The organism is Roseateles sp. P5_E8, assembly GCF_054177665.1.
The window spans coordinates 1-20,496 of record NZ_JBGCUM010000056.1 but is presented as its reverse complement, the minus strand read 5'-3'; the positions used below and the strand labels follow the sequence as shown (position 1 = coordinate 20,496).

The window sequence follows — 20,496 nt, the reverse complement described above, 5'->3', positions numbered from 1 at the left end:
GCCCTTGCCCGGGTCTGCCCAAAGGGGGCCGATGATAATTCCGCCCATGTCTGAAGCCCCCCAAGCCTCCCAACTCCGACTCAGCGATTGGGGCGTCATCCGCGCCCTGGGCGCCGACGCTGCCAGCTTCCTGCACAGCCAGCTGACCCAAGACTTCGCCCTGCTCGACCGCGAGCATGCCCGGCTTGCCGGCTTCTGCACGGCCAAGGGCCGGCTGCTGGCGACGCTGGTGGGCTGGCGCGGCGGCGACGAAGAGATCCTGCTGGCGCTGCCGGCCGAGACGCTGGCAGCGACGCTGAAGCGCCTGTCCATGTTCGTGATGCGCGCCAAGTGCAAGCTCAGCGATGCAAGCGCGGAGTTCGCGGTCTATGGCCTGCTGAGCATGCCGTCCGCAGAGGCCTGGACCCTGAGCCGTGATGGCGAAGCGGTGCAGATCGCCCTGCCCGGCACGGGCCGCGCATTGCGCGTGCAGCCGGCCGATGCGCCTGCGCCGGCTGGCGAGGCGATCACGCCCGACGACTGGGCCTGGGCCGAAGCCGAGGCCGGCGTGGCCTGGGTGCGGGGCGCCACCGTCGAGGCCTTTGTGCCGCAGATGATCAACTTCGAGGTGCTGGGCGGCGTGAGCTTCAAGAAGGGCTGCTACCCGGGCCAGGAGATCGTGGCGCGCAGCCAGTACCGCGGCACGTTGAAGCGGCGGCTGCAGGTGTTTGAGACCGAAGGTGCGGCGACAGTCGGCCAGGAAATCTTCCACAGCGCCGACCCCGCGCAACCGGCCGGTGTCGTCGCCAGTGCTGGCTCACGCGATGGCCACTCGCTGATCGCCGCGGAGATCAAGCTGGCGACGCTCGAAGGCGGCAGCCTGCACCTGGGCAGCGCGTCGGGTGCGACCTTGCAGCCACGCGCCCTGCCCTACGAGATTCCGCCTCAAGACTGATGCAGCTCTACGTCTACTACCGCGTCGCCGCCGACAACGTCGACGCTGCCCTCATCGCTTTCCGCAAGGCACGCGTCGAGGCGCCCATCGAGCTGCTGCAACGCCCCGAGCCGAATGACGACGGGCAGTGGACGTGGATGGAGATCTACCCCGAAGGCTGGGGCCACCGCGAGCCGCAGGTGGCGGCGGCGATGGCTCAGTGGCTGGCCAGTGAGCGCAAGGTGGAGCGGTTCGAGATGCTGGGTTAGTCGGTTCGGGGCAGCCAGTAGCCAGGCTGATGCCGGTCCGGCGCGATCGCGAACACGATGACTGCGGCCGGTTCGTCCCGGTAGACCACGGTGAACGGAAAGCCCTTGACCTTGGTGCGTCGCGTCGATGCCGGACCGGGAGCACCGCCCATTGGGAAGCGGCGGATCAAGTCGAAGGACGCGGCGACCGCCTCACGAAAACGCTTGCCTGTGCCCTCGCGTTTGCTTTCGTAGTAAGCCGTCTCTCGCAGCAGCTCGGCGCGCGCCTCGCCGCGCAGGCGCAGCGGTTTCAAGGGGCCAGCCGTCGGGCTTCGGCCATCACGTCATCCAGCTCGTGCAGGCTGCCATCGCCCCGCTCGTGCGCTGTCACGCGCCGCTCAATTTCCCGTGCCCAGGCTTCGTCGCTGAGCGGCGTCGACGTGGGTTGCAGTGACTCCAGCAACAGATCGAGCAAGCGCACCCGGTCTTCGGGAGAAAGGTTGCGGCCTTGCTCGGCGAGTTCGGCGACGGGATCGGGCATGGCGGCCTCCAGCATTACTGTGGGTCAGCGGATGACGGCATTGTCCCGCGCGGCAGCCAAGCTGTCCTCACAGCCCGCGCACCATCTCCACGTGCCCGATGCCTGCCTCCTCAAACGGCTGGCCCCTGCGCTGAAACCCGGCGCGCAAATAGAAGTTCTCCGCCGACAGCTGCGCATGCAGCAGCACCTCCCGGTAGCCCTGCTTCTTGGCCTCGGCCATCAGCGCCTCCAGCACCTGGCGGCCGATCTGGGTGCCGCGCATGGGGCGCAGCACGGCCATGCGGCCGATCTTGGCGACACCCGGGACATGCTCCAGCATCCGGCCTGTCGCCAGCGGCATGCCGAAGCGGTTGCGGGCCAGCGCGTGCAGGCAGCTGGCGTCGGCGGCGTCCCATTCCATGTCGGCCGGAATGCCCTGCTCCTCGATGAAGACCTCGCGCCGGATGGCACCGGCCGCGTCGCCCTGTTCGCGCCAGTCGCCGACGACCACGTCGACGACGGGCTGGCCCGACTCGAAGCCGTGGATGACGTCGCGCAGCGACTCGGGCAGGCGCAGTGGCGTCTGTGCCACGGGGTCGGCGAACACGTAAACCATGTCCGCCTGCACCAGCAACTGGTCGCCACGGAAGACGGCGCAGTCGACCTTCATCGAACTGTTGCCGAACTCGCGGCAGCGCACGCCGATGTCCAGGCGGTCGTCGTAGCGGGCCGAGCCGAGATAGTCCAGCACGGAGCGGCGCACGAAGAGGTCGCCGCCGAGCTGCTTCATCGTCTCGGCATAAGGCAGCGCCAGAGCGCGCCAGTAGCCACTCATGGCCGTGTCGAGGTAGGTCAGGTAATGGCCGTTGAAGACGATGCCCTGGGCGTCGATCTCGGCCCAGCGCACGCGCAGGGGTTCGAGGTGGCGGAATTCGCTGCGTTTCATGGCTGGAGATGCTCCCTGAGAGCGGCGGCGCAGAAGTCGATGGCGGCGACCGCCTCGGGCAGGCTGCGGCCCATCTTGATGAAGTCGTGGGTKACGCCGCGCGCCAGCTCCAGCTGCACGGGCACACCGGCCGCACGCAACACGTCGGCGTAGGCCAGGCCTTCGTCCACCAGCGGATCGGCCTCGGCCAGCAGCACGGCGGCAGGTGCGAGGCCGCCGTGGTCGTCGGCATGCAGCGGCGCAAAGCGCCAGTCCGTGCGCTGTTCGGCGGCTATGTACTGGCCGAAGAACCACTCGATGCTCTTGGCATCGAGCAGGAAGCCTTCAGCAAAGCGGCTGTGTGAGTCGTGGCTCATGTGGCTGTCGGTGCCGGGCGTGATCAGCAGTTGCAGCGCCAGCGGCAGGCCGCGGTCGCGGGCGAAGAAGGCGGCACCGGCGGCCAGCGTGCCGCCCGCGCTGTCGCCACCGACGGCCAGGCGCGAGCCGTCCAGACCCAGGGAGGCAGCCTGCTCGTGCAGCCAGGCCAGCGCGGCCCAGGCGTCGTCGACGGCGGCGGGGAAGCGGTGCTCCGGCGCCAGGCGGTAGTCCAGCGCTAGGACGGCGCAGCCGCTGCGCAGGGCGAGCTGGCGGCACAGGCTGTCGTGGGTTTCGAGGTCGCCGATGGTGAAGCCGCCACCGTGCAGGTAGAGCATCACGGGCAACTTGTCCGCGCTGGGCGAGTACAGGCGTGCGGGGCGGCCGGCGGCTTCGAGGTCTTCGACGCGGGGCAACGGCGCGCGCGGCAGGTCCAGGATCTCGGCGCCCATGCGATAGGCCAGGCGGGCCTCGCGCGGTGTCAGCGTGTGGAAGGCCGGACGGTTGGCGCGCTGGATGCGCGTCAGCAGTTCGGCCATGCGGGGAGTGAGAGGGGTCGGAGCGGTCATCGCGCCCGGATTGTCGGCGGCACCCACGGGTCGCGCAGCGGCGCCTGGAAGGCGCTCTCGGCCGTCGGCGTGACGCTGCCCGCCGCCTGCGGCGTCCCGGTGCGGTCGACGGCGATGACCGTCCTGGCCTCCAGCGCGCGCCGTTCGGGCCCGAGATCGGCAGCGGCGCGCAGGGTCAGCGTGTTGGCATAAAAGGCCTTCATGTCGGCGAGCTGCTGCGTGCGGGTCGAGTCGTCCAGATAGCTCATGTGGCCGCCCGCGTAGTTGCGGATCTTCACGCGGCTGGCGTCCACGCGGGCGAGGTCGGTCTCGGTCAGGTGGAAGGGTGTGGCCAGGTCGTGATAGCCGCTCACGGCCAGCACGCGCAGGCGCGGGTTCTGCGCGAGGGCGGTGGCCAGGTCGGGCAGCGTGTCGGGCAGCGCGCGGCCGGCGTGGCTGAAGTCCCAGAAATTGATGGCGTTGCTGAGCACGACATAGGTGGACGAGTTGCGGTAGCCGAGCTGGTCGCGCAGATGGGTGGCGATGCCCTGCGCAAAGCTCTCGCCTATCCAGGTGCTGGACGGGTCACCCTCGGACGCGAGCTGGCTGCCGGTGGCCGCCTTCATGCGGCCGTCGTAGCGGCCCAGCAGTTGGCCGCTGATCAGCCACTGGCGGTAGTCGTCGGCGCCCACATTCAGCGTGACCTGCCAGCGCGACACGGGCAGGCCGGTCAGGTCGGCCAGCGGCTGCCACAGCGCGGGCGCCTGCTGCCCACCGGTGACGAAAGCCAGCAGCGCGGGCGCGTAGACCTGGTCCGCGTAATTGCGCGACGTGACGGCCCAGGCGCCGAGGTCGGTGGGCACAGGCTGGGTCAGTCGGTGGAAGGCGCCGACGGCGGCAAAGGTCGGCAGAAAGCCGCCGCAACCTCGGCCGTTGGTGATGGCGCAATTGCTGTTGTAGTCCATGGCCGGGGACTGCAGCACCACGCCCTCGAGCATGACGCCGGCCTCCTGCAAGCGCCGCGCGAGCACGGCCGTGCGCGGGCCGCCATAGCTTTCGCCGAACAGGTATTTGGGCGAGGCGGCGCGGCTGTTGACAGCCAGGTAGCGCTGGATGAAGTCGCGGAACAAGGCCGCGTCGCTGTCCACGCCCCAGAAGTTGCGATTGGTGAAGGGCGCAATCGCCTGGGAATAGCCGGTGCCCACCGCGTTGATGAAGACGAGGTCGCTCTGGCCCAGCAGGTGTTCGGCGTTGTCGACCATGTTGAAAGGCCGCGCCGTCGTCGTCTCGGGCACGCCGGTCACCAGTCGCCGGGGGCCGAAGCTGCCCAGCTGCAGCCAGACCGAGGCCGAGCCCGGGCCGCCGTTGTAGAAGAAGGTGACGGGCCGCGTGGCCGCGTCGGCACCGGGCAGCGTGTAGGCGACGTAGAAGACCGAGGCCTCGGCCGTGCCGACCGCGTCGCGCGCGATCAGGTGGCCGGCGGTGGCGGTGTAGCTCAGCGTCTGGCCGTTGGCGGTGAGCGTCTGCGTGCTGACGGCGGCGGCCTCGACAGCGCCCGGCAGCGACGCATCGGCCGCCGACGAATAGACCGTCGAGTCGGTCAGCCCGGGCAGGTTGTCGACGGGTGGCGTGGTGGATGAACCGCCGCCACCACCGCCGCCGCAGGCCGCGAGCAGGAGGACGAGCAGCCAGGTCAGTGGAGTCGCGCGCATGACGGCCAGTCTATGCACGCCGCACTAGGATGCAAAAAGACATCGCGGAGAGATTGCCATGGCCCAGATCCTCTACCTGACCCGCATCGAGCTGGCCTTTGGCGCCTGCAGCCTGCTGCCCACCGAATGCGAGCGCATCGGCATCCGCCGCCCCCTCGTCGTGACCGATGCCGGCGTGCGCGCGGCTGGCGTGCTGGACGAGGCGCTGGCCGCCTTCGAGGTCAAGCCGCCCGTCTTCGACCGCACGCCCGCCAACCCAACCGAATCCGCCGTGCGCCTGGCCGTGCTGGTGGCGCAGGAGTTCGACTGCGACGGCCTCATCGCCATCGGCGGCGGCTCCAGCATGGACCTGGCCAAGGGCGTGGCCATCGCCGCCACGCACGAGGGGCCGCTCAAGCGCTGGGCCACCATCGAGGGTGGCGCCGTCAACATCACGTCCAAGGTGCTGCCCCTGATCGCCGTGCCGACGACCGCCGGCACGGGCAGCGAGGTGGCGCGCGGCGCCATCCTCATCGTCGACGACGGCCGCAAGCTGGGTTTCCACAACTGGGAGCTGCTGCCCAAGGCCGCCATCTGCGACCCGGCGCTGACGCTCAAGCTGCCGCCCGCGCTGACGGCCGCCACCGGCATGGACGCCATCGCCCACTGCATCGAGACCTTCCTCGCGCCGGCCTTCAACCCGGCGGCCGACGGCATCGCGCTGGAGGGCCTGCGCCGGGGCTGGCAGAGCATCGAACGCGCCACCCGCGACGGCCAGGACCGCGACGCGCGGCTGGACATGATGTGCGCCAGCGTGCACGGCGCGCTGGCCTTCCAGAAAGGCCTGGGCGTCGTGCATTCGCTGAGCCATTCGCTGGGCGGCATCAACCCGCGCCTGCACCACGGCACGCTGAACGCCGTCTTCCTGCCGGCCGTCATCCGCTTCAACGCCGAGGCCGACAGCGTGCGGCGCGAGCAGCGCATGGCCCGGCTCGCGCAGGCCATGAGCCTGGCCGGCAACGACGCCCACGCGGTGGCCGACGCCATCACCGCGATGAACGCGCGGCTGGGCCTGCCGTCCGGACTTGCCGCCATGGGCGCGGGGCCGGAACTGGACGACCGCGTCATCGAACACGCGCTGCTGGACCACTGCCACAAGACCAACCCACGCATCGCCAGCGCCGAGGACTACCGCGCGCTGCTGGCGGCCTCACGCTGATCTGGGTCCGCACGGCAGGGTCATCCGTGACGTAAGCCGCACGCCCTGCCGCAGCATGCCCCTGGCGTGCACCCGCGAGGGGCGAACATCGCGGGCTGACAAGAGCTGACAAGTAGGAGACCGCCTTGATGAATCTTTCCATCGGCAAGCGCCTGGCCGCCGGCTTTGCCTTGATCCTCGCGCTGGCGGCATGCGTCATTTCATTGGCGTCCTGGCGGCTGGCCGCCACGGCCACGGCGACGCGGCAGATGATGGACGAGCCGCTGACCAAGGAGCGCCTGCTCGCCGACTGGAACCGCAACATCAACGCCGGCGTGCGCCGCACGATCGCGATTGCCAAGAGCTCGGACACCTCGCTGGTCGCGCTGTTCGCCGAGGACCAGGCGCAGTCGACCAAGCAATCCGGTGAGTTGCAGGAAAAGATCAAGGGCCTCATCCGCTCGCCAGAGGAGCAGGCGCTGTTCGACACGGTCGCCAAGGCCCGGCAGGTCTACATCGCTTCGCGCGAGGAGATCGTCAAGCTGAAGAAGGACGGCCAGGCCGAGGCCGCCGACAAGCAGCTGACCGAGGTCTTCGTGCCCGGCTCCAAGGTCTATCTGGCGCGCATGCAGGAGTTCCTGGACCACCAGCGCAAGAGCATCGACCAGACCGCCGCCGACATCGACGCGGCCAATGGCAATGGGCGGCTGCTGCTGGTCGCTTTCGGCCTGGCCATGCTGGGCCTGGGCGTGGGCGCGGCCTGGAGCATCACGCGCAGCATCACCGTGCCGCTGGCGGCCGCCAACGAGCTGGCCGAGCGCGTGGCCGACGGCAACCTGATGCGCTCCGGCCAAGGCTCCGTGGCACGCTCCGACGAGATCGGCAAGCTGCAGACCACGTTGCGCCGCATGCGCGAGACGCTGGCTCAGACCATAGGCGGCATCCGCGATTCGGCCGAGTCCATCGGCACCGCCTCGGCCGAGATCGCCAGCGGCAACCGCGACCTGAGCGCACGCACCGAGAAGGCAGCGTCCAGCCTGGAGCAGACGGCCAGCGCGATGGAGCAGCTGACCGGCACCGTGCAGCAGTCGGCGGCATCGGCGGGCCAGGCCAATTCGCTCGCCGTGTCGGCCGCCAGCGTGGCCCAGCGCGGCGGCGAGGTGGTAGCCCAGGTCGTGCACACCATGGACGAGATCAATGCCAGCTCACGCAAGATCGCCGACATCATCGGCGTCATCGACGGCATTGCCTTCCAGACCAACATCCTGGCGCTGAACGCCGCCGTCGAGGCGGCGCGCGCGGGCGAACAAGGCCGGGGCTTCGCCGTCGTGGCCAGCGAGGTGCGTTCGCTGGCCGGCCGCTCGGCGGACGCGGCCAAGGAGATCAAGGGCCTGATCGGCAGCAGCGTCGACCGGGTGGAGGCCGGCTCGCGCCTGGTGGCCGATGCGGGCAAGACGATGGAAGAACTCGTCGGCGCCGTGCAGCGCGTCAAGGACATCATGGGCGAGATCACGACCGCGACGGCCGAGCAGTCCGACGGCATCGCCCAGGTCAACATCGCCATCACCCAGCTCGACCAAGTCACGCAGCAGAACGCCGCGCTGGTGGAAGAGTCCACCGCTGCAGCCGAGAGCCTGCGCGAGCAGGCCGCGACGCTGAACGGCGCGGTGGGGACTTTCCAGGTGGCGCGCCGCTGAGCCTGTCAGTCGCCGCCGCCGCCGCAGCCTGATCCACAGCTGCTGCCGCCGTCCGCGCTGGCGTCGCAGCTGCCGGCTGCGTCCCAGCTGCTGCCGCAACTGCTGCCGCTGTCACTCTGGCGCCGCCGCATCTCGGCCAGTTCCGCCTCGCTGACCAACCCCAGCGCTGCCAGGCCGCCGGCCGCAACCGCCGCATGCGCCACCACGTTGCCGCTGGGCTGGCCGAAGCCGTCGATCTGCCGGTGCACCAGTGCACCCTTCTCGTAGCGATAGGCCCAGCCGGTGGGCAGGCGCAGCAGGCCGTCCAGCGCAAACAGCAGCGGCAACCGTCGGTCGAGCGGGCTGTGCCCCTCGCTGCGGCAGGCGCCCACCCAGGCACGGGCCAGACAGTCGTCCAGCGGGGCGCCGAGATCGGCAGACTCGCGGTGCTCGACGACGCGGCCGAAGTAGCGCTTCTGCCAGTCGGCCAGGCCGGCCGGGTCGAGCTTGAGCCATGCATGCCAGACCGAATCGGCCGCCTTGCTGGGCAGCGCGCAAGGCCCCTGCTCGCGCTGCAGCCGGCAGGCTTCGAAGAACTGCGCCAGGCCCAGCGAGCAGCGCAGCCAGGCACCTTCGCTGATGGCCAGGCCGGGGAATTCTTCCGGCGCATGGTGTGCCCAGGCGCTGCGGACGGCGGGCGGGATCTGCTCGGCCGCCAGCGTGGCCGGCGGGCAGCGCTTGCGCAGTGCGGCCGCCTCGCTGCCCTCGCGCCGCTGCGCCCACCAGCCACCGATGCGGGTGGTGAGACTGAACCTTGTATTTGTTGTTGTGTTGTTCATGGCCACGAGTGTTTGAAGAAAGTATGACGCGACCATGACAAGACGCAAAAAAGCCCGCTAGAGCGGGCTGTGAAACCGTCAGGAGTTGAGGTTGACGGAGGGAATCGTGCGCGGGATCAACCGTGCTTGGCGTCGAAGAACTGTTCGTCTTCGGTCGAGCCTTTCAGCGCCGCGGTGGAGGCGTTGGCTTCAATGGTGGTGGTGACGGCGTCGAAGTAGCCGGTGCCGACTTCGCGCTGGTGCTTCACGGCGGTGAAGCCCTTCTCGGCAGCGGCGAATTCCTTCTCCTGCAGCTCGACGAAGGCGCTCATCTGGTGGCGGGCATAGCCATGGGCCAGCTCGAACATCGAGTAGTTCAGGCTGTGGAAGCCGGCCAGCGTGATGAACTGGAACTTGTAGCCTAAAGCGCCCAGCTCGCGCTGGAACTTGGCGATGGTCGCGTCGTCGAGGTTCTTCTTCCAGTTGAAGGACGGCGAGCAGTTGTAGGCCAGCAGCTTGCCGGGGAACTTGGCGTGGATGGCGTCGGCGAAGGCCTTGGCGAAGGCCAGGTCGGGCTTGCCGGTCTCGCACCAGATCAGGTCGGCATAGGGCGCGTAGGCCAGGCCGCGGCTGATGGCCTGGTCCAGGCCGTTCTTCGTGCGGTAGAAGCCTTCCACCGTGCGCTCGCCGGTGCAGAAGGGCTTGTCGTTCTCGTCGATGTCGGCGGTGACGAGGTCGCCGGCTTCGGCGTCGGTGCGGGCCACCAGCAGCGTGGGCGTGCCCATCACGTCGGCGGCCAGGCGGGCGGCGACGAGCTTGGCAACGGCTTCACGGGTGGGCACCAGCACCTTGCCGCCCATGTGGCCGCACTTCTTGGCGCTGGCCAGCTGATCCTCGAAGTGAACGCCTGCGGCACCCGCTTCGATCATGGCCTTCATCAGCTCGAAGGCGTTCAGCACGCCGCCGAAACCGGCTTCCGCGTCGGCAACGATGGGGGCGAAGAAGTCGATGTCGTCCTTGCCTTCGCTCCACTGGATCTGGTCGGCGCGCTGGAAGGTGGCATTGATCTTCTTGACGACCTTGGGCACCGAGTCCACCGAGTACAGCGACTGGTCGGGGTACATCTCGCCGTTGCTGTTGGCGTCGCCGGCCACCTGCCAGCCCGACAGGTAGATGGCCTTCAGGCCGGCCTTGACCTGCTGCATGGCCTGGTTGCCGGTCAGCGCGCCTAAAGCGTTGACGAAGGGCTCGGTGTTCACCAGGCCCCAGAGCTTCTCAGCGCCGCGCTTGGCCAGCGTGTGCTGGATCTCGATGGAGCCGCGCAGGCGCACGACGTCGGCGGCGCTGTAGCCGCGGGTGATGCCCTTCCAGCGGGGGTTCTCGGCCCAGTCTTTTTCGATGGCGGCAATCTGTTGGTCACGGGTCAGGCGGGTCATGGAAGCTCCTTGSAAAACATTGAAAACCGATGTCGCAAGACTAGTCCTCGGGCTGCTCCTTGCGGGCCAACAAGTCTTATATAAGACAAAAAACTTTCTCTTTTAAAAACAATGACTTGATTGCAATATTTCAAATAACAAAAAGCAATTCACCATAATGAGAAATCTTGTGGCAGTGCAGCAAGCTCACATTTCGTAATTTGAAAAGTGACTTTCGAATCGTGAGAGCGGCCGGTTTCAAAATGCCGCCATGACCTTGCTGACCACCCCCCGGCTGCGGCTTGAGCCGCTGGACGACCGTCATTTCGACGCGCTGTACCGCCTGAACAGCGACCCGGTCGTCATGCGCTACATCACCGGCCGGCCGGACTCGCCCGAGGACACGCAGTCCATGATCGACCGCGTCAAGCTGCGCTGGGCCGAGTTCGGCTACTCCTGGTGGGCCTTCATCAAACAGGACGATGGCGACCTGATCGGCACCGGCTGCATCCAGCACCTCAACCGCGACCCGGCCGGCCCGCTGGAAACCGGCTGGCGGCTGCGCCAGGACGCCTGGGGCCAGGGCTATGCCAGCGAGGCCGCGCGGCACATGGTGGGCTGGGCGTTCAGAACGCTGCGGCCGGAGTTGATCTGCGCCGTCTGCCAGCCCGAGAACCAGGCCTCCTCTGCCGTCATGGAGAAGATCGGCATGCGCTTTGTCGGCAACGGCCGTTGGTACGACATGGATTGCAAGCGCTACGACGTCACGGCCGGGCAATGGGACGCATCGGCAACCAAGGCCAGGTACGACGCTGAGGCATAGTCTGACCTTCCCTTTTTATCCCCTTGCACGGAGGACTCATGGCAAACAATGAACAACGCGGCAACAAGATGACGAAGAAGCCCAAGAAGGACAGCGCGCCCATCAAGGCAGCGGCAGGCTCTGACCGCCCTGTGCCGCCGATGACGGCGGTGCTGCCCAAGGGCAAGGAAGCCAAGCTCAAGGGCAAGTGATGCCCGCGTCGGCGGGCTTCAGAGCCCGCCGATGAAGTAGCGCTTCAGGCCGGCCAGCACCATTTCAACTGCAATGGCGGTCAGCACCAGGCCCATCAGCTTCTCGATGGCCGACACGACCGAATCGCCCAGCAGCTTGCGGATGCGGTCGGCCATCACCAGCACGACGCCCGACACCAGCAGCGCTGCGCTGAGCGCGCCTATCCACTCGTAGATGCGGTCAGGCTGGCGGGATGCCAGCAGCAGCACCGTGGCCATGGCCGACGGCCCGGCCAGCAGCGGCACGGCGAGCGGGAAGATCAGCGGCTCCTTGCCCGGCTCCAGCCCGTAGGCAGACTCGCCCGAGCTGCCGAAGATCATGCGGATGGCGATGATCATCAGGATGACGCCGCCGGCCACTTCCAGCGAGCGCTCCGACAGGTGCATCACGCGCAGAAAGCCTTCGCCCAGGAACATGAAGGCGAACAGCACGCAGAAGGCGATGCCCACCTCGCGCAGTGCCACGCGCGTGCGGCGCTCTTTGGGCACCGCACGCATGATGGGGATGAAGACGGGCAGGCTGCCGAGCGGGTCGAGCACCAGCAGCAGCAGGATCAGGGCGGAGAGGAAGCTGTGGTCCATCCGCCCGGATTGTCCAGGAGCCTGCGCGGCGGCGGGCGTGGCCCGCGTTGAGCCTGGCGGGGGCGCAGGCTAGACGCGAGGAGGCAGCGGGTCGATACCCGCAACGACGAGCAACAACGCATGCGCGCCCGCCAGGCTCAACCCGGAGGGCCGGGGCGATTTGCAGGGGCATTCGGCGTTGCCGGCTCGTGGTGGGGCCCGCCCCACTGCCTCGCCGGCGCCTTGCCTGCCCCCGCAACCGCCCCGGCGCGGGCCACGCCCGCCGCCGCGCAGGCTCCTTAGAACCGGTAGTGCGCCCGCGCGAAGTAGGACGCGCCGTTCAGGCCGAACTGCACGCTGTCGTAGTAGAAGCCGTTGTCGGTCTGGTCCGGGTCCTGGCGGGTCGGCTTCACATTGAAGACGTTGTTGCCGCCCATGCTCAGCTTCAGTGCCGGCGTCGCCTGCCAGGTCACGCCCAGATCCATCGAGGTCTTGGGCTTGTAGTGCAGATGCAAGCCGTCCTCGAAGCTGCCCTGGGTCTGGCTGCCGAAGTGAACGACCTTGGCCTCACCCGTCCAGGCGCCCTGGCTGTACTCGAAGCCCAGCGTGGCCTTGGCACGCGGGCCGCCCTGCTCGAGGAAGAAGCGCTCGCGCTCGGACAGCAGCACGTCTTCAAAGCCCTTCAGTGCAGCCGGTGCGTTGACGCCCGTCACCGTTGTGCGGCTGATGTTCAGCGCCAGGAAGGTCGCGAGTTGACCCGTGCCGAGCTTGCTGCGGTTGGAGGCCGTCAGGTCCAGGCCGCGGGTGCGCGTGTTGACCGAATTGACGAAGAACTGCGCCTGACCCACGCCCAGGCCTTGCAGGATGGTGCCGAGCGCCGGGTAGTTATCGGCATCGAAGCGGCCCGACAGCACGATGCGGTCCTTGATCTTGATCTCGTAGAGGTCGGCCGTGAAGGCCGTGTCGACGCTGGGCTTGAACGTGAAGCCGGCCGTGAAGTTCTTGGACTTCTCCTGCTTCAGCGACGGGACGCCGGCGGCGTTGGCGACGGTGCTGCCGTTGGGGGCCAGCACCACGTCCAGCGGCTGGCCGGCAATGAAGTCGGTGAAGGTGGACGAGAAGTAGAGCTGTTGCAGGCTGGGCGCGCGGAAACCAGTGCTGGCGGAGCCGCGCAGCAGCAGCTCCTTGCTGAGCTTGTAGCTGCCAGAGAGCTTGGCCGTCGTCGTCGAGCCGAAGTCGCTGTAGCGCTCGCCGCGCACGGCCGCGTCCAGCGTCAGGCTGGGCGTCAGGCTGGCTTCCCAGTCGAGATAAAGGGCCTGGCTGTTGCGGCTGCGGTTCGTCGCGTCGGACGGGAAGAAGCCCGGGAAGCCCTGGCTGCCGGCATTGCCGCCAAAGCCTACGCCGTCGGCGTCGACATAGGAGCCCAGCTCGCCGGCGACGATGTTGTATTTCTCCTTGCGGTACTCGGCACCGAAGGCGATGTTGCTGCCGCCGAGCAGGTCGGGGAAGAAGCGGCTGACGTCGAAGTTGGTCGTCGCCTGGCTGAAGCCGAAGCCGCCGGCATCAAAGCTCGTCGGGCTGATGCCTTTGCCGCCCGCCAACAGATCCTTGTTGGCGATGGAGGCGTTCATCGTGTGGTTGATGTTGTAGCGCAGCTTGTTGGAGCCGTAGGTCTGCGACAGGTCGGTGTCCCAACCCGCGATGGACGACTTCCAGCCGACGATGAGGTAGCGGTCCTCGATCTTGCCGTCGATGAAGGGCACATAGCCATCGGGGTACATCGCAGCGGAGTTGCGGCTGGGAATGTCTTCCGAGCCCACGCCCTCGCGCGCCCAGGCGCCAGATGAGGCGGCGCGGTTCTGCGCGCCGGCGGTCACGTAGAACTTGCTGTCGCCGGCGATGGGGAACTCGCCGTTCAGGTAGACCGTCTTGTTCTCGACCTTCGTGTCGCCGATGGTGCGCAGGCTGCCGGGGTCGGCGCGGTTGGAGYGGCCGCGGTCCTGCCATTCGCCGGTGATACCCAGCGAGCCGTCGCCCAGCTTGATGCCGCAATAGGCCGAGGCGAGGTAGTTCTTGCCGTCGCCAGCCGAGTACTGGCCGTAGCCGGCCACGGCCTCGCAGCCGGCCTTCTTCTTCAGCTGGATGTTGATGACGCCGGCGATGGCGTCGGAGCCGTATTGGGCCGCCGCGCCGTCGCGCAGCACCTGCACGTTGTCGATGGCCAGCAGCGGCATGGAGTTCATGTCCGTGCCCGTCGTGCCGCGGTTGCGCGCGCCGAAGATGTTGACCAGGGACACCGTGTGGCGGCGCTTGCCGTTGACGAGCACCAGGGTCTGGTCCGAGCCCAGGCCGCGCAGCGCGGCGGAGTCGATCAGGTCGGCGCCGTCGGCGCCGGTCTGGCGCGTCGAGTTGAACGACGGGGACAGGTATTGCAGCGTCTGCGCCAGGTCGAACTGCCCACCGCCCTCGGCCACCTTGTTCATCGAATAGATGTCGACGGGGACCAGCGTGTCGGTGCTGGACGCGGCGGGCAGTGTCTTGCGTGAACCGACGACGGTGACGCGCTCCAGGCTGCTGGCTTCCTGGGCCAGGGCGGCGGCGGAGCTGAAGAGGCTGAGGGCGGCGAGAGCGGTCGGCAGCAGGCGGGTGGCGTGCATGGGGTTTCCTTGGTGAGGTGCGATGGCGGCGGAGTTTGCCTCTCGCCGCACCGCCTCGCGCCCCCGTTGTTGCCGCCCGCCGACAGGTTTGAAACCAATGAAACTTTCGAAGCCCGCGTGGTACGCGGCGGCGGCTTCGCGAGGCTCTTTGTCTCAGCCTCGCGGGTGGTGCGTGGCGTGCAAGGCCTTGAGGCGCTCACGCGCCACATGGGTGTAGATCTGCGTCGTCGACAGGTCGGCATGCCCCAAAAGCAGCTGCACGGCGCGCAGGTCCGCACCATGGTTGAGCAGGTGCGTGGCGAAGGCGTGGCGCAGCGTGTGCGGCGACAGCGGAACCGTGATGCCGGCCACCAGCGCGTGTCGCTTGATCAGGGTCCAGAACATCTGCCGGGTCATGCCGGCGCCGCGTGCGGTGACGAAGAGGTCGTCGCTGCTTTGGCCGGCCAGGATCTCGGCGCGGGCCTCACGCAGGTAGCGCGCCATCCAGTCCGCCGCATGCTCACCGAAGGGCACGAGGCGGGCCTTGCCGCCCTTGCCGGTCACATGCAGGACGGCGTCCTTGAAGGCGACGTGCGCGCCCTTGAGCGTGACGAGTTCGGACACGCGCAGGCCGCTGGCGTACATCAGCTCCAGCATCGCGCGGTCGCGCAGGCCGAGCGGCGTGTTGACGTCCGGCGCGGCGAGCAAGGCGCTCACCTGCGCCTCGCTGAGCAGCTTGATGTTGCGGTGTCCGGCCTTGGCGGCGGTCAGCTTCAGCGTCGGGTCAGCCGCCAGGCGGCCTTCGCGCAGCGCCCAGCGGAAGTAACGCTTGATGGCCGACAGGCGCCGGTTGGCGCTGCTCGACTTGCCGCCCGCCTTGGCCACGGCAAGTTCGAGCAGATCGAGTTCAGTACAGCTGTCGAGCAAGCGAGGCGAGATCAGCGCTGCCAGCGCCGTCAGGTCACGCCGATAGGCCGCCTGCGTGTTGGCGCTCAGGCCGTCTTCCAGCCAGAGCGCCTCTATGAAGGACTCGATGCCAGGGTCAATCAAGTTTCAGTTTCTGCTGGGCGACGACCTTCTTGTAGACCTCCAGCTCCGCAGCGATCTGAGCCGCGAATTGCTCTGGCGTGTTGGCGACGATCAGCGAGCCGGTGTCCTCGATGCGCTTCTTCACTTCGGGAATCTCGACGGCCTTCTTCACCGCAGCATGGATCCTGTCGATGACGTCCTTAGGCAGGCCCTTGGGACCGTGGATGCCGTAGTAGGCCATGCGGTTGACGGGCTCCAGTCCAACCTCCTTGAAGGTCGGCACGTTCGGCAGCGAGGCCACGCGCTGCGGTGCGGCGACAACGATGGGAATCAGGCGACCGTCCTTGATGAAGGGCAGCGCCGAGGGCAGGTTGTCAAAGATCATCGGCACCTGGCCGGCCACCGTGTCGTTCAGCGCCGGGCCCGCGCCGCGGTAGGGGATGTGCAGCACGAAGACGCCGGCCAGCGTCTTGTACAGCTCCATCTGCAGGTGGCCAATGCCGCCCGTGCCCGAGGTCGCGTAGCTGTGCTTGGCGGGGTTCTTCTTGAGTTCAGCGACGAAGCCCTTGTAGTCGCGCGCCGGAAAGCTCGGGTGCACGGCGATCACGTTGGGCGTGGCCGCGACGTTGATGATGGGCGTGAAGTCGGTCAGCGGGTTGTAGGCGATCTTGGGGTTGATGGCGGGGTTGGCCGCCGTCGTCGACACCGTGGCCACGCCCAGCGTGTAGCCGTCCGGCGCGGCGCGGGCGATCTCGGTCGCGCCCACCGTGCCGCCGCCGCCGGCCTTGTTGTCCACCACCATGGTCTGGCCCAGCAGCGTGGTCATGCGCTCGGAGACGATGCGGGCAATGATGTCCGTCGTGCCACCGGGCGCAAAGGGCACGATCAGGCGCACGGTCTTGTTCGGGTAGGCACCCTGGGCCCAGGCGAGTTGGGCGAGCGGGCCGAGACCGCTCAAGGTGGCGGCTTGGAGGATGAAGCGACGTTGCATGGGGTCTGTCTCCGATGTTTTATTGCCGCTCAATACTAGCCCGGCTGACCCAGCAGCCCGGCGCGCAACCTGGCGTCGCTGTTGTGCTCGCCGATGAAGACCTTGAGGAAGGCGGCGTAGAAGTCCTGGCCCTCGATGGGCTTGCCGTAGACCTTGCCGTTGACGCTCAGCACCGTGCCCTGGGCGGGCAGGTAGTCGATGACGAGCAGATCGCCCTTCTTCACGCGGTCGACCTCGCTGATGGCCGCGTTGAACTGCTTCACGCGCTCGTCGACCGCGGCCTTCTCGGCCTCGGTGGAGTTGCGGCTGACGCCCTTGTTGATGGCCTTGACGAACTCCTGCGTGGACACGTCCTTCACCAGCGGGATGACGATGCGCATCTCCAGCCGCTTGGGGCCGTTCTGGGCATAGATGGCCTCGGGCGAAGAGGCCTTCTGCGGCAGGTAAAGCGCGGCCAGGTAGAGCTTGAAGCCCGCCGACTGGCGCTTGCCGGTGCCGTTCAGCACCAGCGTGCTGCCTGCGACCTGCTGCGTGTCGGCGAACTCCTGGCCTTCGTAGCGCACCGCCAGCGCAGGTGTGGCCAGAGCGGCGGCAAGAGTCATCAGCAAGGCAGGGCGAAGCAAGGGCATGCAAGGGGCTCCAACAACGAGGTTGTCACGATAGCGCAGGAGATGCACCGGTCGTTGACTGGGTCTGTAGGACTTCAACCTGGGCGTGCGTCGGTTGCGCCCACCCGTTGCCGCTGCGCTCAGGCCAGCGCCCAGGCAATGTGCTCGCGCACCAGCTCGTCGGCGCCCTCCTCCGCGCGATGCAGCGCGGCGCGCAGCGTCCCGTCGTCACTCACCCTCAGCGCATTGCCGGCGGCCACGGCCAGGTTGCGCTGCCAGCGCGCAAAGCCGATGCGGCGGATGGCCGAGCCTTCAGTGCGACGCAGGAATTCGGCCTCGTCCCAGCCCAGCAGCGCGGCGATGGGCTCGCCCGCCATGCCGGGGCGCACGTCGAAGTCGGCCAGCACGGCCGGCTGCGCGAACTTGTTCCACGGGCAGGCGAGCTGGCAGTCGTCGCAGCCGTAGACGCGGTTGCCTACAGCCGAGCGCAGCTCCACCGGGATGGGGCCGTCGTGCTCGATGGTCAGGTAGGAGATGCAGCGGCGCGCGTCGACGCGGTAGGGGGCGGTGATGGCGGCCGTGGGGCAGACGTCTATGCAGGCGCTGCATTCGCCGCAGTGCGCGCTGACGGCCTCGGTCAGCGGCAAGGCCAGGTCGATGAACAGCTCGCCGAGGAAGAACATCGAGCCGGCCTCGCGGTGCAGCGTCAGCGTGTGCTTGCCGCGCCAGCCCAGGCCCGAGCGTGCCGCCAGTTCCACCTCCAGCACCGGCGCCGAATCGGTGAACACGCGGTAGCCGAGCGGGCCGACCTCGGCCTCCAGCTTCTCGGCGAGCTTTTGCAGGCGCTGGCGCAACACCTTGTGATAGTCGCGGCCCCGGGCGTAGATGGAGATCTGGGCCTGCGTCGGCTCGGCGAGGCCAGCCCATTCGACCGCCTGCCAGCCCGGTTCGGTCGCCTGCGGCAGATAGTCCATGCGCGCGGTGACGACCCGCAGCGTGCCCGGCACCAGCTCGGCCGGCCGCGCGCGCTTCAGGCCGTGTGCGGCCATGTAGTGCATGCGGCCGTGGTGGCCGGCGTCCAGCCAGGCTTGCAGGCCGGGCTCGGCGCTGCTGAGGTCTACATCGGCCACGGCGATCTGTGAGAATCCAAGCTCACGAGCCCAGCCCCGCAAACTCTCCAGTAGCGCGGTGGCATCGACAGTGGACGGGACCTCTTGCATTTGTCGCCGATTCTAGAAACCGAACTGCTGTGGCCCGACGAGGCCGCGGCTCAAGCCTCCGCTGAAAAGCTCGCGGTAGCCTTGCTCCCCTCCCCCAACGCGCTCATCGAGCTGCATGGGCCGCTTGGCGCCGGCAAAACGACCTTCACGCGCCTGCTGCTGCGCGCGCTGGGCGTGGAAGGCCGCATCAAGAGCCCAAGCTACGCCGTGATGGAGAGTTATGAGTTGCCCGGCGCAGGCACGGCCAGCCACTTCGACTTCTACCGTTTCGGTGACCCGCGCGAATGGGAGGACGCCGGCTTTCGCGACGTCTTCGCCGCACCCGGCCTCAAGCTCTGCGAATGGCCCGAGAAGGCCGCCGGCCAGTTGCCGCCGGCCGACCTGCAGGTCTTCATCGAGCTGATGCCCGACGACAGCCGCCGCGTGCGCGTGGTGGGCCATACCCGGCTCGTCGAGGCGCTGAAGGCATGAGGCGCCGCGCTTCCCTCGGCTTCCTCGCGCTGCTGCTCAAGGCGCCAACGACGCTGGCAGCAGGCAGCCAGACCAGCATCGTCGCCGTGCGCGTCTGGCCCGCCGCCGACTACACGCGGGTGACCATCGAGTCCGACCAGCCGCTGGTGGCCAAGCACTTCCTCGTCGACTCGCCGCACCGCCTCGTCATCGACATCGACGGCCTGACGCTGAGCCCGGGCCTGCGCGAGCTGATCGGCAAGGTCAAGGCCGACGACCCCTACATCGCCGGCGTGCGCGTGGGCCAGAACACGCCCACCGTCGTGCGCCTCGTGCTGGACCTGAAGCAACCCGCCGCGCCGCAGGTCTTCACGCTGGCGCCGGTGGCCGCCTACAAGTACCGCCTGGTGCTGGACCTGCACCCCAAGGTCGAGGCCGACCCGCTGGTCGCCCTGGTGAAGGAACACGACAAGCCGCCCGCCGCCGCGCGCCGTGCCGAAGCGGCGGCCAGTGCCGTCAACGACGCGTTGGAGGAGCTGATCCAGAAGATCGAGCGCCCTGCCCCGCAAGCTGTGCCTCCCGTTGCACCCCCACAGCCCCCCGTCGTCGCTGCCGCGCCCAAGCCGGCCCCGGCGCCCGAACCCAAGCCACCGGCTGCTGCCGCGATGGACAGCCTCATCGTCATCGCGCTGGACCCCGGCCATGGCGGCGAGGACCCCGGTGCCGTCGGCCCCTCGGGCCTGCGCGAGAAGGACGTCGTGCTGGCCGTGGGGCTGAAGCTGCGCGAGCGCCTGCAGTCCAACCCCAACATCCGCGTGCTGATGACGCGCGACGCCGATTTCTTCGTGCCGCTGCACGATCGCGTGCGCAAGGCCAGGCGCGTGCAGGCCGACCTGTTCGTCTCCATCCACGCCGACGCCTTCTTCACGCCGCAGGCGCGCGGCGCCTCGGTGTTCGTGCTCAGCGACGGCGCAGCCACCAGCGCCGCTGCGCGCTGGATGGCCAACAAGGAGAACGCGGCCGACATGGTGGGCGGCGTCAACGTCGGCGCGGCCACCAAGGACGCCAACGTGCTGCGCGCCCTGCTGGACATGAGCACCACGGCCCAGATCAAGGACAGCCTCAAGCTCGGCAGTGAAGTGCTGGGGCAGATCGGCCGCATCGGCAAGCTGCACAAGGTCAAGGTCGAGCAGGCCGGCTTTGCGGTGCTGAAGGCGCCGGACATCCCAAGCATCCTGGTCGAGACGGCCTTCATCTCCAACCCGGAGGAGGAGAAGAAGCTGCGTGACCCGGCTTATCAGGATCAACTGGTGGACGCACTGGCGTCTGGCATCGCGAAGTACTTTGGCAAGAACCCGCCGATGGCGAGGAAGCGGAGTACGACGTTGTGAGGGTTGTTTTTGCCGCTCTTGCTTGACGCATAAGCACATGCCGGGATTTCGCCCCGGCGGGCGAGTCACTTTCTGGTCCGCCAGAAAGTAACCAAAGAGCTCCCCCCGACCGCCCCGCCCTGCGCTGCGCTTCGGGTCCCCTGCGGTACTCAAGCCTTGAGGCCCCGCCCGGAACTCGCGCCGCTACGCTCTGCTCAAACAACCGTGCGGAGTCAGCTCTTGAAGTGCGC

At 68.2% G+C, this 20,496-nt stretch carries 21 protein-coding genes; 8 read left to right on the top strand and 13 right to left on the bottom strand.

The window, feature by feature from the left end; translation table 11 throughout:
* Positions 1-46: 46 nt before the first annotated feature.
* Together ygfZ and ACXRVZ_RS23060 are read left to right on the top strand one after the other, a co-directional pair.
* Positions 47-934 carry a CAF17-like 4Fe-4S cluster assembly/insertion protein YgfZ gene (ygfZ, locus tag ACXRVZ_RS23065; RefSeq protein WP_457427651.1) on the top strand — a complete coding sequence of 296 codons (888 nt, stop codon included), beginning with the start codon at positions 47-49 and terminating at the stop codon, positions 932-934.
* On the top strand, positions 934-1,182 hold the full coding sequence (locus ACXRVZ_RS23060) for a DUF4936 family protein (RefSeq protein WP_457427653.1): 249 nt from the start codon (positions 934-936) through the stop codon (positions 1,180-1,182). Before ygfZ ends, ACXRVZ_RS23060 begins: the two co-directional genes overlap by 1 nt.
* On the opposite strand, the gene ACXRVZ_RS23055 is transcribed toward ACXRVZ_RS23060, so the two are convergent.
* The 5 genes from ACXRVZ_RS23055 to ACXRVZ_RS23035 all read right to left on the bottom strand — a co-directional run bounded on the left by ACXRVZ_RS23055 (position 1,179) and on the right by ACXRVZ_RS23035 (position 5,241).
* Positions 1,179-1,475: a type II toxin-antitoxin system RelE/ParE family toxin gene (locus ACXRVZ_RS23055; RefSeq protein ID WP_457427655.1), complete on the bottom strand. Its 297-nt coding sequence runs from the start codon at positions 1,473-1,475 to the stop codon at positions 1,179-1,181. The genes ACXRVZ_RS23060 and ACXRVZ_RS23055 overlap by 4 nt on opposite strands.
* On the bottom strand, positions 1,472-1,702 hold the full coding sequence (locus tag ACXRVZ_RS23050; RefSeq protein ID WP_457427657.1) for an addiction module protein: 231 nt from the start codon (positions 1,700-1,702) through the stop codon (positions 1,472-1,474). Before ACXRVZ_RS23050 ends, ACXRVZ_RS23055 begins: the two co-directional genes overlap by 4 nt.
* Positions 1,703-1,769: 67 nt before the next feature.
* On the bottom strand, positions 1,770-2,627 hold the full coding sequence (locus ACXRVZ_RS23045) for a YbgC/FadM family acyl-CoA thioesterase (RefSeq protein ID WP_457427659.1): 858 nt from the start codon (positions 2,625-2,627) through the stop codon (positions 1,770-1,772).
* Positions 2,624-3,520, bottom strand: coding sequence for an alpha/beta hydrolase (locus tag ACXRVZ_RS23040; protein WP_457427661.1), 897 nt, complete (start codon positions 3,518-3,520; stop codon positions 2,624-2,626). Before ACXRVZ_RS23040 ends, ACXRVZ_RS23045 begins: the two co-directional genes overlap by 4 nt.
* A 26-nt stretch (positions 3,521-3,546) precedes the next feature.
* Positions 3,547-5,241: a S10 family peptidase gene (locus ACXRVZ_RS23035; RefSeq protein ID WP_457427663.1), complete on the bottom strand. Its 1,695-nt coding sequence runs from the start codon at positions 5,239-5,241 to the stop codon at positions 3,547-3,549.
* Positions 5,242-5,299: 58 nt separating this feature from the next.
* Here ACXRVZ_RS23035 and ACXRVZ_RS23030 point away from each other — a divergent pair, with 58 nt between their 5' ends.
* Positions 5,300-6,439 carry an iron-containing alcohol dehydrogenase gene (locus tag ACXRVZ_RS23030; RefSeq protein WP_457427665.1) on the top strand — a complete coding sequence of 380 codons (1,140 nt, stop codon included), beginning with the start codon at positions 5,300-5,302 and terminating at the stop codon, positions 6,437-6,439.
* 128 nt (positions 6,440-6,567) lie between these two features.
* Positions 6,568-8,115, top strand: a complete 1,548-nt coding sequence (locus tag ACXRVZ_RS23025) for a methyl-accepting chemotaxis protein (RefSeq protein WP_457427667.1) — start codon at positions 6,568-6,570, stop codon at positions 8,113-8,115.
* A 5-nt stretch (positions 8,116-8,120) separates the two neighbouring features.
* Here ACXRVZ_RS23025 and ACXRVZ_RS23020 read toward each other — a convergent pair whose 3' ends face one another.
* Both ACXRVZ_RS23020 and aceA read right to left on the bottom strand, forming a co-directional pair.
* Positions 8,121-8,933 carry a hypothetical protein gene (locus ACXRVZ_RS23020; RefSeq protein WP_457427669.1) on the bottom strand — a complete coding sequence of 271 codons (813 nt, stop codon included), beginning with the start codon at positions 8,931-8,933 and terminating at the stop codon, positions 8,121-8,123.
* Positions 8,934-9,049: 116 nt separating this feature from the next.
* Positions 9,050-10,348, bottom strand: a complete 1,299-nt coding sequence (gene aceA / locus ACXRVZ_RS23015; protein WP_457427671.1) for an isocitrate lyase — start codon at positions 10,346-10,348, stop codon at positions 9,050-9,052.
* Between the two features lie 250 nt (positions 10,349-10,598).
* Here aceA and ACXRVZ_RS23010 point away from each other — a divergent pair, with 250 nt between their 5' ends.
* On the top strand, positions 10,599-11,150 hold the full coding sequence (locus ACXRVZ_RS23010; protein WP_457427673.1) for a GNAT family N-acetyltransferase: 552 nt from the start codon (positions 10,599-10,601) through the stop codon (positions 11,148-11,150).
* 38 nt (positions 11,151-11,188) lie between these two features.
* Positions 11,189-11,341 carry a hypothetical protein gene (locus ACXRVZ_RS23005; RefSeq protein ID WP_457427675.1) on the top strand — a complete coding sequence of 51 codons (153 nt, stop codon included), beginning with the start codon at positions 11,189-11,191 and terminating at the stop codon, positions 11,339-11,341.
* An 18-nt stretch (positions 11,342-11,359) separates the two neighbouring features.
* Here the strand turns inward: ACXRVZ_RS23005 and ACXRVZ_RS23000 are convergent, their stop codons facing one another.
* The 6 genes from ACXRVZ_RS23000 to queG form a co-directional block, all read right to left on the bottom strand.
* The gene (locus ACXRVZ_RS23000) at positions 11,360-11,962 is read right to left on the bottom strand and encodes a MarC family protein (protein ID WP_457427677.1); all 603 of its coding nucleotides are present in this window, start codon (positions 11,960-11,962) and stop codon (positions 11,360-11,362) included.
* Between the two features lie 278 nt (positions 11,963-12,240).
* A complete protein-coding gene (locus tag ACXRVZ_RS22995) occupies positions 12,241-14,598 on the bottom strand; it encodes a TonB-dependent receptor plug domain-containing protein (protein ID WP_458232861.1) in 2,358 nt (785 codons plus the stop codon).
* 153 nt (positions 14,599-14,751) lie between these two features.
* Positions 14,752-15,627, bottom strand: a complete 876-nt coding sequence (xerD, locus tag ACXRVZ_RS22990; protein ID WP_458232860.1) for a site-specific tyrosine recombinase XerD — start codon at positions 15,625-15,627, stop codon at positions 14,752-14,754.
* Entirely contained in the window at positions 15,620-16,597 is a 978-nt protein-coding gene (locus ACXRVZ_RS22985) for a tripartite tricarboxylate transporter substrate binding protein BugE (protein WP_457427528.1), read from the bottom strand. The genes xerD and ACXRVZ_RS22985 overlap by 8 nt, the downstream gene beginning before the upstream one ends.
* Positions 16,598-16,632: 35 nt before the next feature.
* Positions 16,633-17,226 carry a chalcone isomerase family protein gene (locus ACXRVZ_RS22980; protein WP_457427526.1) on the bottom strand — a complete coding sequence of 198 codons (594 nt, stop codon included), beginning with the start codon at positions 17,224-17,226 and terminating at the stop codon, positions 16,633-16,635.
* 119 nt (positions 17,227-17,345) lie between these two features.
* Positions 17,346-18,425 (bottom strand): tRNA epoxyqueuosine(34) reductase QueG, encoded by a 1,080-nt coding sequence (queG, locus tag ACXRVZ_RS22975; protein ID WP_457427524.1) that lies wholly within the window; start codon positions 18,423-18,425, stop codon positions 17,346-17,348.
* Between queG and tsaE the strand changes: the two genes are divergently transcribed.
* A complete protein-coding gene (tsaE, locus tag ACXRVZ_RS22970; RefSeq protein ID WP_457427522.1) occupies positions 18,426-18,896 on the top strand; it encodes a tRNA (adenosine(37)-N6)-threonylcarbamoyltransferase complex ATPase subunit type 1 TsaE in 471 nt (156 codons plus the stop codon).
* Positions 18,893-20,266 carry an N-acetylmuramoyl-L-alanine amidase gene (locus ACXRVZ_RS22965; protein WP_457427520.1) on the top strand — a complete coding sequence of 458 codons (1,374 nt, stop codon included), beginning with the start codon at positions 18,893-18,895 and terminating at the stop codon, positions 20,264-20,266. The genes tsaE and ACXRVZ_RS22965 overlap by 4 nt, the downstream gene beginning before the upstream one ends.
* Positions 20,267-20,496 lie beyond the last annotated feature (230 nt).